We start from the raw sequence: 14,256 nt of genomic DNA, 5'->3' as shown, positions 1-14,256 counted from the left end.
TGATAACCTTTAAACTTTATTCATCGCTAGCAACAAACATCAAAATAAATCGTAGTAGTTCTGCTAACGCGACTAACGCTGCTGCTACATAAGTCATCGCAGCTGCATTCAGAACTTTTTTCGTATCTCGCTCTTCATTATTTCGAATTACTCCTGAAGATACTAGTTGAGCCATCGCCCGATTAGACGCATCGAACTCTACTGGTAATGTAACCAATTGGAATAAAACAGCTGCGGCAAATAGAACGATACCTAACAAATACAGCTGGCTCATTCCGATCACAAATCCAATTAGTATAAAAACCATTCCAAAATTGGAACCGAAGTTGGCTGCTGGAACAAGTGCGCTACGAAAGCGAAGAAAAGCATAATTTTCTGCATCTTGAATAGCATGTCCGACTTCATGAGCTGCCACAGCAGAAGCCGCCATAGAATGCCCATGGTAGTTATCGCTAGAAAGACGTACAACTTTTTTTCTTGGATCGTAATGATCAGAGAGCATACCTTTTGTTTCTTCTATCGTTACATCGTATAATCCGTTTTCATCAAGAATGCGACGTGCTACTTGTGCACCAGTCATATACGAAGATGTTGGCACTTTCATATATTTTTTATACGTGCTTTTTACTCTTGAGCTTGCCCACAGTGGAATAAGAAGCAATAAAGCTACATAAATTAAGTAACCTCCAAAACCACCAAACATACGCATCCCTCCTTATAAGGTCAATTTTAGTCAAAAACAAGGCGTTAGTCAACTGTTTTGTCTTGTTTACTTTTCTTCTCACCTTTATATTTTCTCCAACTTACATAAGTTAATGTAATGCCGATACAACCTCCTACAATAAGCAAAATCCAAATAAACGGAAATAATTGACCTTTCTGTTCCGTGACTGGTTGTACCCAGTTAGAGGCATTGGCGTGTGCTGCTTTAGACATAAAAATATTAACATATATGTATATCCCTATGGTCATCCCAAAAGTAAACACGAATTGATGCCTATTCTTATTCATAGAGACCACCCCATTTTTTCGTCTAATACTAATGTATGAAGCGGTCTTATATGATATAACGAGATCTTTTCATTTTCATTTGCTTTTTTGCATTACAGAATTTTAGTATTATCGTACAAGTAAAATGCAGGTATTACCATTAACAATTGGTAATAAATGGGGTTCTCTTAAATCGAATAGCAAAATAATATGTAATGCCGATGGATAAAAGACTTAACCAGAATGTAAAATAGCCTATTTCGTTCATATAAGAGGATAGCGAGGAATAAACTGGCATTTGCTCAAAAACGTAATCAATCACATCATTATGTAACGTCCAAATAGCTGCAAACACAATATGACGTAAGCGTAATTGATAATAAGGCATATAGAGCAGCCCTTGAACGGCCATAGCACCGTGCGAGGCCATTAACATATATCCTTGCCAATTTAACGTTCCCTCCACTAGTAGAGTAAGAAAATTCATGACAACAGCCCATATACCATACTTAAATAAAGTAATTACTGCTAATGCTTCTATGTAAGGAAGATGTTTACCAAAAATAAAAAGCAATAAAAATATAGAGAAAAATAAACTGGCCGTTGGACTATCAGGAACAAAAATTAAAAAAATGGATGCTGTTTGTGATAATTGTGAACCATACCATATATAACCATATATAGTGCCTGCTAAATTAATAATAAATAACAAGCATAAAAACCGTTTATCTATCAATAAGTATTTAAACAAATTGTCAACCTCTCTCTAACATAATATGATACATATTTAGCCTAGAAAGTTTGCAAGGAGATAATTTCTTAGGAAAACCTAGCCTACTGAAAAGCTGTAGCTTTTCTTATAACAAACCTTCATAGTATAAAAAATGAAGAAGCACCTTTGCCAATAGTATTGGCAAAGGTGCATTTGTATTACTCTATTCACCAGACTCCTCATTCACGGATACGATAAAATCAACCAATTGTTGTAGTTCTTCATCTGTACCTGAGAACTGATCCGGTGGCATGGAGTTAATTCCCTCTGTAGCAATTGTAGCAATTTCTTCAGCAGATTTATCGATACCGATGAGTGACGGACCAGCCGCCCCCCCTTGCAAATTATCGCCATGACAAGATAAGCAACTGTTCTCATAAACGGCGTAACCAGGGTCTTCTGTATCAATCGCTGCCTGCTCACCAGGAGGTACTGGTTTGTTAGTTTCTGCTCTTGATTCCCAATCTACATTGGCTGCAGATTCGTACGTTAGCCAAATTACAGAAGCTAAAGCAAGTAGCATCATTCCAACAGAAATAGGACGTTGATGTGGTCTTCTTCCGGGACCTTTGTCTAAAAATGGAGCTAATAATAATGCACCGAATGCAATTCCAGGTAAAACAAGAATCCCCATCAGTGTATAATCTCCACTAGCAAATTCATATTTTAACAGTTCATACAAGAACAAGAAATACCAATCCGGCAACGGAATATAAGATGCATTTGTTGGATCAGCCATACCTTCTAATGGAGAAGGATGAGCTAATGTTAGACATAAAAATCCAACTAAAAACACAGCACCTACTAACCATTCTTTTAATAAAAAGTTGGGCCAGAAAGCTTCTGTTCTTCCAGGATATTCGGAATAATCCTTTGGTACATTTGGTTTTCTATCAGCAGTAATACGTGAATCGCCAACAAATTTCATACCTTTTCCCTTATGCATGCTTTCCCCTCCTTTTTATAATGGTCCAGAAATCCCTTGTCTACGGATTAGAATAAAGTGTACTGCTAATAATGCAAAGAGTGCTCCAGGCAAGAAGAACACATGAATTGCAAAGAATCTGGTTAGTGTTTGGGCTCCTACAATTTTTTCGTCACCCGCTAATAGCGTTTTCAACTCTTCGCCAACAAATGGAACTTGTTGCGCAATTTCCAATCCAACTTGCGTAGCAAAAAAGGCTTTGTTATCCCATGGTAATAAATACCCGGTAAACCCTAATCCAAGCATGATAAAGAAAATCAAAACACCAACAATCCAATTCAGTTCACGTGGCTTTTTATAAGCTCCTTGGAAAAACACTCGTAGTGTATGTAATAACAGCATGACAATAACAACACTAGCGCCCCAATGGTGCATACCACGAACAATCTGCCCATGTGCTACTTCCGTTTGCAAGTAATAAACGGATCTCCATGCATTTTCGATATCTGGAACATAATACATCGTTAAAAACATTCCAGATAGGATTTGAATAACAACCACAAAAAAGGTTAAACCACCAAAACAATAAACAAATGCGGAAAAATGATGTGCTGGATTTACATGCTCTGGAACTTCATGGTCTGCAATATCCCGCCAGATAGGCGTAATATCAGCACGCTCATCAATCCAGTCATAAATTTTTTGTAGCATATACTATTACGCCCCCTCTCTTGGTACTGCATCACCTAAAAATAAGATTCCATCTCTTACTTCTAATTCATAAACATCCAACGGCTGTAAAGGCGGTGTTCCTGGTACGTTTGTTCCATCTTTGTAGTAACGTCCATCATGACATGGGCAAAAAAACTGTTCAGGATATTCATCACTTCCTCCCCAGGATACGACACAACCCAAGTGTTTACAAACTGGGGAAAAGGCTTGAATATCGCCATTTTCATCCTTAAAAACCCAAGCGGAACGGTTTACTTCCGACTCGTACCAGCCATCAACTTGTGTGATTTTCCAATCTACTTTTTGTGGCTCGGTAGTAATGTCATCAACAGATAAGCCGACATTTGCCATGTCCCCCTGCCCCGATTCTTTTAACACTGGATCAACTGCCATTCGCAACATTGGCGCCAGCATTCCTGCTGCCATAAAACCACCAACCCCAGTTAACGTATAGTTCAAGAACTGTCTACGGGATACTTGTTGCTTTTTATCGCTCATGATTTTCCCCCCCTCTTATACAATAATCACGGACAATACAGATATTCACATTACTAGGACATAACCATGATAGCGTAAACTGTTTGTCCGGTCAATGATTATTCCTTTTTCCCAAAAAAACTTTTTTCTTCTTATTACCAATAAGATTGAATTAACTCGCTCATTTGCTCCACTTGATCACGAATAAATCTGTACATGTCTGCAGAATGTAAATCACCTGACTTCATTCCAGGCAACCAGAGTAGTGTTCCAGGAAGAACTTCTTCATGCTTTTTCCATCCACCATCTAAAGTTAGAAAAAACACATGATTAAACGGTTGCTTTTTTATTTCTTTAGCCCAGGAATCAATCCTTTTAAGTTCCTGTTCTTGGATGATAGGTTTTCTATAAACATAAGGTGGTAATAACATCATCCGTCCTGTAAGTTCTTTTTCTAACTCATTTACAAGTAACATCGTCCATTCGTATTGAAACGCGTTTACGTCTAAATGCGTATCACTTTCCATTTCAAAAGGCATTAATGGAATTAGAACCGTATCAATGTATTCTTTTGCTTCTGTATACTGCGTTATGTCTGTTTTTTTCCATTTCATCGCTCTGCCCAGCCTTTCTTATTCTGCAAAATTTTAAATATATTTATTTAAATCTTATCTATCTTCACAAAAAAAATCAACCTATCGCTTTAGCAATTTTGGTTGATTTAGAAAGTTCTCTTCCAACATTTGAAGTTCTTTCGTTAATTTTAAGAAAGCTTCTTCATTCATAGAGTCCAAGGCTTGATCAATTTGCTCATTTAAAAAACTTTTTTGAAATTCGTATCGAGATTGATCAAGCAGCTGCTGTGCAACTTCTTTGTCCTGAGCAGTTATGAAATAGTCATTTGGTATAAATGGGTTTTCCTCTAATACCGCAATATATAATGCACTTCGGTATGATCTTTTAAAATTTAACTGAAGGTACAGAGCTTCTGTTTTATTCAAGCGAATGTCATGAAACGATTTCTCTGCATCTGTTGTTACGAGTTGATTTTTATAAAAACGAAAGGCTGTTTCACTGGAGCATTGACTTGTCATAATAATTCCCCGCGGACAGAATTTCGCCTCTCTAACAAAATGAAGATGGTGAAGTATTTCATCGTGATTCATTAAATAATTTAAAATCCATACGCTCTCTCGCTTTTTTAGCTGGTAATGATTTAAAAACCATCGAATAAAACTTTTTTTATCTTCTACAGATACTGGAGTATGCACCATTTCTCACTCTCCTTTACAACCTCTTTTCATGGATAATTTGGTGTACCACGAGTCCATTTAAATAAGTCTAAGAAGTTGTTCAATCAAAAAGCCATGCACTTACGGCTCTTCACGATCAGATTGCTTTAAGCGAAATAGAAATTCATTTACTTCATCATCTATTGGTTGTTGCTCAAGGTATGCAGTAAATACAGGTATCGCCTCTTTGATCCTCCCCTCTTCTGTTAAAAAATAGCCATATTCTTTTAAAAAGTCACTATCGTCTTTGAGATTATTATATGCAGTTTGATAGTGTTTTAATGCATCATTATATACTTCCAATTCATTATAAGCGCGGGCTAGTTCCCAATTATACAAAGGATCCTCTGCACCTGTATTCATTATTTCGCTAACCAAGTCAACAATTCCTTTAAAATCAGCATTATTTTTTAGTAATTCAATTAAAAATAGCACTGCTTCTTTAAAATCAGGATCCATTGCTATAGCTTCTCGAACATGCTGTTCACTTTTTTCATCTTCTCCAAGTTGATGAGCAATTTTCCCAGCTAACAAAAATAAATCTTTATTAAAAGCATCTACATGAAGTCCTTTTTGACTAATTTCATACGCTTTCTCATATACCCCCTCTTCCTCATAAAGAGAAGCAAGATGATAATACACTGTATGGTAATACATATCAATTTCCATGACATGTTCCCACGCTTTTCTAGCGATGTCTTTTCTTCCAGTTTGGTAAGCAGTAAAACCATATTTAAACAACGTATCGGGATTTTTACTATCTTCATCTTGATAGTAAGTTAAAGCTAATTCAAACTCTCCAGTTTCGGCATACGCTTCAGCTAGGCGATCTGTTATCGATACATGAGCAATTTCTTTCGTCTTAGGCAAAATATTTTCATAATAAGTAGTGGCTTTTACATAATCTGCTGTTGAAAAATATAATTCTCCTAAAGCAAAATCAATAATTGGTTCATTAGGATCAAATCGTTTAGCCATTAATAACTTTTGTTCAGATACTTCAAAAAGCCCTTGCGCTTGATAAAGATCTGCTAATTGAATCAATGTTTGTAGGTAAGCAGGATCTTCTTCATCAATATCATTTAACAGTTGGATAGCAGCTTCGTCATCATCCAATTCCGTATAAATATTTGCAAGAGCCACTTTTAGTTCTCCTTCAGCAGGAAATTGATGCATTAAATCTTGAAAAATAGCTTTTGCTTCATGTAAGTAGCCCCATTGTAAATACAATTCTGCTATTGTATATCGCTCTTCATCATCAGCCATTGGTAAATAGTTATCCAATAATTCTACCGCTTTTTCTGCGTGCTGGGCTTCCATTAAACGAACAGCTTCCATAATTGTTTCCACATTGAACTTCCTTTCTTCACGTTCATCAGGTCTTTATCATAACGGAAAACGAGCAGATGTTCAAAATAAACGCATAGCCAATCATTTTAAAGTTTAACACCATAGAAAAACTTGGCTATCTCCAAAGTCTTTCTAACTATAACCGTAGTTTTTCTTATTCTATAAACCAAAAAATCTTGTACTCCCTTTATATAATAACGTTTTCTCTTTATAGCCAGGAGAGCTTGATAAACATCCGAATAGCAACAGCCGAACCATTAAATTATAAAATAGTTCGGCTTGCTTGTACTATAGACATGTTATCATGTAGGAATTTTCCATGTAGCCTCTTGGATAGAGGCTACATAATTTGACTTCGCTAAAATAGCGTAAATAATGGGCTTTTATTAATCGTTAGCTTGATCGCTGTTGTAGTTTTGTCATGACCTTTTTTTTAGAATTACTCGCTTACCGATTTTAAATCTGCATAAAACGTTGGGTAAGATGTTGCAATTGGAGATATGTCATTGATTACGACTTCGCTTGTGGTGATCAAAGATGCAATAGATGCCATCATAACCATTCGATGATCATGGTAGGATTGAATTCTATTGCCGTGCAGTTTGGATCGTCCATGAATTAGTAGCCCGTCCTCTTTTTCTTCGACTTTTGCCCCTAAATTAGTAAGTGTTTCTGTCACAGCATGAATGCGATCCGTTTCTTTGACACGAAGTTCTGCAGCATCCTTAATTACTGTCGTTCCTTCAGCTTGAGTAGCTAATAAAGCGATAATTGGTATCTCATCTATGAGTCTTGGAATCATATCTCCTTCAATAATTGTTGCTGTTAGCTCCTTGTAACGAATATGAATGTCACCAATACGTTCGCCACCTTTTGTTTCTTCCCTCTCAATGGTTATGTCAGCTCCCATTGCTTGTAAAACGTCAATGATTCCTGTACGAGTTTCATTCAACCCAACATGTAATAGTTTTAATTGACTACCTGGAACGATAGCAGCTGCAACGAGAAAGAACGCTGCAGATGAAATATCACCGGGAACGTAAATATCTGTAGCTGTTAATGTTTGTTGTCCACGAACGGAAATATCTAAACCGTTATTTAACAATTCCACACCAAAAGCTTGTAACATTGATTCTGTATGATTTCTTGTAGGTGATATTTCAGTAACAGTAGTAGTTCCGTTTGCAAATAAACCAGCTAAAAGAACAGCTGATTTAACTTGCGCGCTTTTTACAGGTAAATGATAATGAATGGCTTGCAATGTTTTCCCTTCTACAGATAAAGGGAGATAGTTTCCTTGTGAGCGCCCTGTAATGCTTGCTCCCATTAGACGAAGTGGTTCAACAACGCGATTCATAGGCCGTTTCGTTAACGAACGATCTCCATAAAAAGTAGTAAAAAGAGGTAAGCCTGCTAAGATACCTAGTATTAGCCTTGCCGTCGTACCAGAATTACCTAGATAAAGAGGCTCAACTGGCTCAGTAAATGATTGTGGACCTTCTCCATAAATAGTTAAAGTGGATTCTTTCTGTTCAATAGAAACACCCATAGACCGAAAAATATTTACTGTACGTAAACAATCTTCACTGTTTAAAAAATGTTCCACAATTGTAGTCCCATGAGCTAGTGAGCCAAACATAATGGATCGGTGTGAGATCGATTTATCTCCTGGTACTTCTATCTCCCCATGTAAAGGGTTGCCTATCGGTTGTAATATTCGTTCTTTCAACTGTCTATCATCCTTTATCAAACATTATTTTTCGATCGTCGTTTCATAACCCGATTCATTTAAGGTGTGTGCACTTATTTTTTGGAGTTTTTCAGTTGCAAAACTTAACCTAAGAGCTCCCATTATTCCTTCCCTAATTTCTAATATTTGAATATTATTTATGCTAATGTTATTATCTGCCAACAGTTTTGTTACATGGGCTAAAGCCCCTGTTTGATCTTGAATATCTACATACAAATCGTAATATGAAGGAATGGCTCCTTTATCTTTTGTACCTAAACCATCACGGTACCGTTTAGCTGTTTCTAAATACGTAATCATCTCTTGCTTATTATTTTCTTCAACTAAATTTTTTACATGTTTCATTTCTGTAATCCATTCTTCTAAAAACAGCGACATTTTCTTTCGATTATGATAAAAGATATCCTGCCAAAGTGTTGGATTGCTAGATGCAATCCTTGTAATATCACGAAATCCACCAGCAGCAAGGCTGGGTAAATAAGCGTGCGTCTGTTCCCAATGCTTTGCCTGATGAACGAGAGAAGATGCAATTAAATGCGGGAAATGAGAAATCACACCAGTCATTTCATCATGTTCCTTCGCATCAAGTATGAGAAATTTGCTACGTGTCGGTTCAAGAAGCTTTTTTAATGATTGAACATCACACTCTTTACTATGCTTCGTGGGAGTCAATACATAAATTGCGTTTTCAAATAGATGCGCTTTTGCAGCCTGCACCCCTTTTTTATGGGAACCTGCCATTGGGTGTCCGCCAACAAAAGATATATCCGTGTTTTGTAACTGATTAGCCGCTGTTATCATGGACTGTTTCACGGAAGAAACATCAGAAACGATTAACTTTTGGGATAATTGTATTTCATCTAAAGCTGCTAGTAATTCAATTGACTTAGATATTGGAGCTGCCAAAATAAGATAGTCAACTTGACATACTGCGGCTGTAAAGTCTGTTTTTGCTTCGTCAATGATACCATGAGCCTTGGCGTATTGTAATGTTTCTAAGTCAATATCATAACCGATTACATAATTATCAGCTATTGTTTTTAATGCTTTTGCTATCGACGCGCCGATAAGACCAAGACCTGCTATAGCTATTTTTCGCTTCACATATACATCTCCTTAGCTGTTTTGGTGCTGATAGAGCGAGAGTAATTCCTGCATGCGATACATATCATCCTGTAACCCTAACGTAAATCGTATCGTATTTGGTATTCCCAACAGCTCACCAGGGCGAACGATAAAACCATGTTGGATTAAATAATCAAACACTTTTGTTCCGCTAGTAGGTGTAGAAACAAGCATGAAATTTGTTTCAGAAGTGTAATAATGCCAGCCGATCCTATCCAAAAATGCTTGGAAATCAAGCTTTACTTTTAGGTTTTGCTGCCTGGTTTTTTCAATAAAAGCTTCATTAGCAAGCGCAATTTGTGCGATTTGCTGAGCGATGGAAGTTGTATTGAAAGGTCCACGTACAACGTTTAATTGATTAATAATTTGTTTATTTGCTACCCCATACCCAATACGCAATCCTGCAAGTCCGTATGCCTTTGAAAAAGTTCGTAAAATGATAAGATTGTTGTATTTTTGAATCTGTTCCATTGCATGAAGGTCTTTCGTTTTGTCTAAATACTCATAATATGCCTCATCTAATACGACTAAAACATGTTGTGGGCACGTATCCATAAAAGCAATAAAATCCTGCTTCGTTATTGGAGTGCCAGTTGGGTTATTAGGAGAACAAAGCCAGATGACATTTGTATCTTGATCGATAGCTTCAAGCATACCATTTAAATCATGGTGGCCTTCTATAGTTGGTATCTCTTTTATTTTTGCTCCTTCAATGATTGCGTTATGCTTATATTGAGGAAAAGTTGGTATAGCCATCACTGTGTTAACTCCTTGAAATAAATAAGCTCGGCAAATCATTTGAACAATTTCTTCAGAGCCACTCCCAAAAATTATTTCTGACTCACTTACTTTTATTTTATAAGCTAGATCTTTGCGGAGTTGTGCTGTATGGCCATCTGGATAAATATCAAAAGCAGGCTCGTAAGAAGCTAAAAACTGTCTAACTGTATCTGCATAACCATATGGATTTTCATTTGAAGATAATTTCACAATTCTATCTATTTGGTATTGCCTCTTAATATCTTGGATCTGCTTTCCTTGTTGATATGGTGCAATTTGCTTTAACGAAGATTTTGTTTTCATTTTTGTTTGTCCTCCTTATTCCATTTTGCTAAATCAGGGCGCAAATGAATAGCTTCATTTTGAAAGACATGGTGAATATTTGATTGTTCTAGTTCTGTATTCACAACCATCATTACACGTATACAACGTTCTAAACTATTCGGCACATCTATTTCCGTCATACACATTACTGGAACGTATGTCCAACCCGGTAATTCACGCAAACCTTTAGCTGGGAAGGTTGCAGTAATGTCTTTTGTTACAGATATAAAAACATGAGAAACATCTTTTGGTAATACATTATTTTTCTTGATCATTTCTTCAATTAAGTTTTTTGTAGTGTTTATAATTACATCGGCTGCATTAACAACTACCGTTGTTGCACCTCGTATCCCTCTAGTCAATTATTCACCAACTTTCTTGTAAAAGAAGATAAGTAGGAAAGCATATCTTCATCCGTCATTTGTTTTATAAATGGTTTACCAACTTGTTCTAGCAACACCATTTGAATATGATGTTGTTTATTTTTCTTATCGTTTTTCATTTTAGCTAATATAGTTTGTTGATCTCCAGTTAGGAAATGAAGTGGGTAGTGATTTGTTTCTAACCATTGCTTTAGTTGTAAAAAAGGCAATGTCGTATCAAAAACTGATTCGCTAACATGGAGTGCAAATAACAAACCTATAGCAACCGCCTCACCATGTGTAATAGATCCATATCCTAAATGAGCTTCCAAAGCATGGCCCAACGTATGACCAAGGTTCAAATACTTTCGCATTGCATTTTCTTTCTCATCTTGTTCTACCACTTGTGCTTTAATTTGAATCCCTGAACGAATATGCTCTTGCATTATAGATGTTGATAAATTTTGTAATTTTGTAGTTAAAATGGAACGAAATATAGCTTCATCAGATATGAGCGCTTCTTTTACTAATTCTGCGTATCCAGAGCGGATTTCTCGATCATTTAACGTAATTAGCGTCTCCATATCATAAAAAACTCCTTGCGGTGCATAGAAGCTACCAATCAAGTTTTTCCCCAACGGATGGTTAATAGCTACTTTTCCACCAACACTACTATCATGCGCTAATATTGTTGTCGGCATTTGGATATAGTCAATGCCACGCATATAAGTAGCTGCTACAAAACCTGCTAAATCACCAATAACCCCCCCACCTAAAGCAATTAACAAAGAATAACGGTCTAATCCATACGCAATTGCTTCTGTCATTAATTGATTATAGTAATCTATACTTTTCGTCTGTTCTCCAGCAGGTAATATAGTGTGGTGGACATGAAAATCTGAGAGTGTTTCTAACACGTCTCCCAAATATAATTTAGCTACATTCTCATCTGTTATTATCCAAATAGAGGAATAACTATTAGTGAAATAATCCGTAATTTGATTTCGGATGCCTTCTCCAATAAGGATAGAGTAAGCGTGTGAACTTGCTTGAACATTTAGTTCTTCCATTTAAAAACACCTGATTTCTTCACGATATGCTTCAATCGCTTCTTTTAACTTTGAAAATTGATCATTTGTAAATTGTTCTGTTAAAGCTTTTGCTAGTTCAAATGCAACAACATGCTCCATAACAACTGAGGCGGCAGGAACTGCACAAGCATCAGATCTTTCAACCGTCGCTTTAAACGGTTCTTTTGTATCGATATCTACGCTCGTAAGTGGTCGTTTCATTAATGTAGGTATAGGTTTCATTACTCCTTTGACCACGATCGGCATTCCTGTTGTCATCCCTCCTTCAAACCCCCCAAGGCGGTTCGTAGTTCGGTAATAACCCTTCTCTTCATTCCAAGCAATCTCATCATGGACTTGACTACCATTCCGTTTTGCCGCTTCAAAACCAATCCCAAATTCGACCCCTTTAAAAGCATTTATGCTTACTACACTTCCAGCTATTCTACTATCTAATTTGCGATCATAATGGACATAAGAACCAACACCTGCTGGCATTCCTTCCACATAAACTTCACAAACTCCTCCGATAGAATCTCCAACTTGTTTTGCATCGTCAATTGCCTGTATCATAGGCTCTTCCACTTGTTTATCCAAAACGCGAACGGGTGACTCATTAGCTATTTGCTGTCTTCCTCGTACAGAAAGTTGTTCCGGGTCTTCTGCAACAATACCTGCTATTTCCTTCACATAACCAACGATTTCAATATCTAAATGCTTAAGCAACGTTTTTGCGATAGCCCCTGCAGCTACTCGTGCGGCTGTTTCTCGGGCTGATGAACGTTCTAATATATTCCTTATGTCTCGATGTCCATATTTAAGAGCACCATTTAGATCAGCATGCCCAGGTCTTGGCCTTGTTATCGTTCTACGAATTTTTTGATCTGCTTCTATCGGATCGGCGCCCATAATGTCTTCCCAATGTTTGAAGTCATCATTATGTACAACCAAAGAAATGGGTGATCCTAAAGTTTTGCCATGCCTTACACCACCTGTAATGTCTACAACGTCTTTCTCAATTTGCATTCGCTTTCCCCGTCCGTGCCCTTTTTGTCTACGAGAAAGGGACTGATTAATATCTTCCTTTGATAATGGCATTTGGGCAGGAACCCCTTCAACAATCGTGGTTAATTGTTTCCCATGTGATTCGCCTGCTGTTAAATAGCGCACGTTACATTCTCCTTTTATAGAATTTTTCTAATTACTATACCATACCTTAACATGTTTTTGACAATAAAAACTGAAAAAAACAAAGAATTAGTTAAATGAAGCGCTAACATTTTTAAAGAATTACGACCATTTTGTTTAACCATACATTATAAACTTACCTTATAGCGAAATCTTAACCGTAGCTTCACTTATTCTATAATCCACCATGATATACTTGTTTGAATGTAAAAAAGCTCGTAGTGGACCTATAGATCTCTACAAGCTATGTATGGTTATTCTATTGATTTAAATGCGATTCATACTTGTAAATTGTTCGTTCTTTAAATTTCATAAAACATCATTCTATTTTTTGATAAAAGAATGTGTCTAATAAACGTAATTGATATTTTTCTGGGTGAAATATTTGTTCCGTGCTACCGACAAATAAAACACCATTTGTGTTTAAGGATTCGCTAAAATGTTGATAAACGCTTTCTTTTGCTTCATCAGTGAAATAGATGAGAACATTTCGACATATGATTAAGTCAACATTATTTGGATATGTATCTGCTAGTAAATTATGCTTACGAAACGTAACTTTTTCTTTTATGTTAGGAGATAGATGATAGAGCCCATGTTGATTCGTAAAATACTTTTGAATAGCTTTCGCCGGTAATTCTTTTAAAGCCTGTTTTTGATAAATGCCTTGCTTGGCCTTGCTTAAAGCAGCTTCATCTATATCTGTTGCCATAATTCGATAGGAAGCTCTAGGAAAATGCTCTGATAGCAATATAGCAAGACTGTACGGCTCTTCTCCTGTAGAGCATGCTGCACTCCAAATTGTAAACGATGGTTTTTTCACCAATGCTGGCATAACTGTAGTTTGTAAAACTTCCCAACGCTTAGGATTACGATAAAATTCAGATACATTTATTGTTAACCGATCCACAAATTCGTTCAGTAATGCTTGCTCTTGATCTAGTGCACGATAATAACTTGAAAAGTCTTTATATCCTCGTTTATTTCTAAGAGATGTGAGTCTTCGTTTCATTTGTGTTTCTTTGTAAAGGTGTAAATCAATGCCTAATTTTATTTTTATTTTATTTATAAACTGGTTATAATCCTTCTCCAATAACTTCTCCCTCTTTCAATGATCAC

General features: G+C 36.5%; 16 protein-coding genes. All 16 read right to left on the bottom strand.

The features are described from left to right. Window positions 1–16: 16 nt before the first annotated feature. The 16 genes from D9780_RS08000 to D9780_RS07925 all read right to left on the bottom strand — a co-directional run bounded on the left by D9780_RS08000 (window position 17) and on the right by D9780_RS07925 (window position 14,230). Window positions 17–703 (bottom strand): zinc metallopeptidase, encoded by a 687-nt coding sequence (locus D9780_RS08000; RefSeq protein WP_116277067.1) that lies wholly within the window; start codon window positions 701–703, stop codon window positions 17–19. Between the two features lie 44 nt (window positions 704–747). After that, window positions 748–1,011 carry a sporulation protein YpjB gene (locus tag D9780_RS07995; protein ID WP_240458797.1) on the bottom strand — a complete coding sequence of 88 codons (264 nt, stop codon included), beginning with the start codon at window positions 1,009–1,011 and terminating at the stop codon, window positions 748–750. Window positions 1,012–1,150: 139 nt separating this feature from the next. Beyond that, window positions 1,151–1,741 (bottom strand): lipoprotein heptaprenylglyceryl N-acetyltransferase LhaT, encoded by a 591-nt coding sequence (locus D9780_RS07990; protein ID WP_121639798.1) that lies wholly within the window; start codon window positions 1,739–1,741, stop codon window positions 1,151–1,153. Window positions 1,742–1,925: 184 nt separating this feature from the next. Further along, window positions 1,926–2,708: a menaquinol-cytochrome c reductase cytochrome b/c subunit gene (locus D9780_RS07985; protein WP_073004148.1), complete on the bottom strand. Its 783-nt coding sequence runs from the start codon at window positions 2,706–2,708 to the stop codon at window positions 1,926–1,928. Between the two features lie 15 nt (window positions 2,709–2,723). After that, window positions 2,724–3,398 (bottom strand): menaquinol-cytochrome c reductase cytochrome b subunit, encoded by a 675-nt coding sequence (gene qcrB / locus D9780_RS07980; protein ID WP_073004149.1) that lies wholly within the window; start codon window positions 3,396–3,398, stop codon window positions 2,724–2,726. Between the two features lie 6 nt (window positions 3,399–3,404). Next, entirely contained in the window at window positions 3,405–3,917 is a 513-nt protein-coding gene (locus tag D9780_RS07975) for a QcrA and Rieske domain-containing protein (RefSeq protein ID WP_073004151.1), read from the bottom strand. 134 nt (window positions 3,918–4,051) lie between these two features. Then, window positions 4,052–4,510 carry a DUF2487 family protein gene (locus D9780_RS07970; protein WP_073004153.1) on the bottom strand — a complete coding sequence of 153 codons (459 nt, stop codon included), beginning with the start codon at window positions 4,508–4,510 and terminating at the stop codon, window positions 4,052–4,054. Window positions 4,511–4,591: 81 nt separating this feature from the next. Continuing rightward, entirely contained in the window at window positions 4,592–5,167 is a 576-nt protein-coding gene (locus D9780_RS07965; protein WP_121641455.1) for a ReoY family proteolytic degradation factor, read from the bottom strand. A 102-nt stretch (window positions 5,168–5,269) separates the two neighbouring features. Beyond that, window positions 5,270–6,538 carry a tetratricopeptide repeat protein gene (locus D9780_RS07960; RefSeq protein WP_121639797.1) on the bottom strand — a complete coding sequence of 423 codons (1,269 nt, stop codon included), beginning with the start codon at window positions 6,536–6,538 and terminating at the stop codon, window positions 5,270–5,272. 439 nt (window positions 6,539–6,977) lie between these two features. Continuing rightward, window positions 6,978–8,267, bottom strand: coding sequence for a 3-phosphoshikimate 1-carboxyvinyltransferase (gene aroA, locus D9780_RS07955; RefSeq protein WP_116277063.1), 1,290 nt, complete (start codon window positions 8,265–8,267; stop codon window positions 6,978–6,980). 24 nt (window positions 8,268–8,291) lie between these two features. After that, on the bottom strand, window positions 8,292–9,392 hold the full coding sequence (locus D9780_RS07950; RefSeq protein WP_121639796.1) for a prephenate dehydrogenase: 1,101 nt from the start codon (window positions 9,390–9,392) through the stop codon (window positions 8,292–8,294). Between the two features lie 12 nt (window positions 9,393–9,404). After that, complete coding sequence (gene hisC, locus D9780_RS07945; RefSeq protein ID WP_121639795.1) at window positions 9,405–10,496, bottom strand: histidinol-phosphate transaminase; 1,092 nt, start codon at window positions 10,494–10,496, stop codon at window positions 9,405–9,407. Continuing rightward, window positions 10,493–10,879: a chorismate mutase gene (gene aroH / locus D9780_RS07940; RefSeq protein WP_116277060.1), complete on the bottom strand. Its 387-nt coding sequence runs from the start codon at window positions 10,877–10,879 to the stop codon at window positions 10,493–10,495. The genes hisC and aroH overlap by 4 nt, the downstream gene beginning before the upstream one ends. Continuing rightward, window positions 10,876–11,949, bottom strand: coding sequence for a 3-dehydroquinate synthase (gene aroB, locus D9780_RS07935; protein ID WP_121639794.1), 1,074 nt, complete (start codon window positions 11,947–11,949; stop codon window positions 10,876–10,878). Before aroB ends, aroH begins: the two co-directional genes overlap by 4 nt. Next, window positions 11,950–13,119, bottom strand: coding sequence for a chorismate synthase (gene aroC, locus D9780_RS07930; RefSeq protein ID WP_121639793.1), 1,170 nt, complete (start codon window positions 13,117–13,119; stop codon window positions 11,950–11,952). It lies immediately after the preceding gene. Between the two features lie 337 nt (window positions 13,120–13,456). Then, on the bottom strand, window positions 13,457–14,230 hold the full coding sequence (locus D9780_RS07925; protein WP_073004167.1) for a CheR family methyltransferase: 774 nt from the start codon (window positions 14,228–14,230) through the stop codon (window positions 13,457–13,459). Window positions 14,231–14,256: the final 26 nt, after the last annotated feature.

This window comes from Virgibacillus sp. Bac330 (assembly GCF_003667845.1).
In the GTDB taxonomy this organism is placed as follows: Bacteria; Bacillota; Bacilli; order Bacillales; family Amphibacillaceae; genus Virgibacillus; species Virgibacillus chiguensis.
This window is presented reverse-complemented; position numbering and strand designations above follow the sequence as displayed.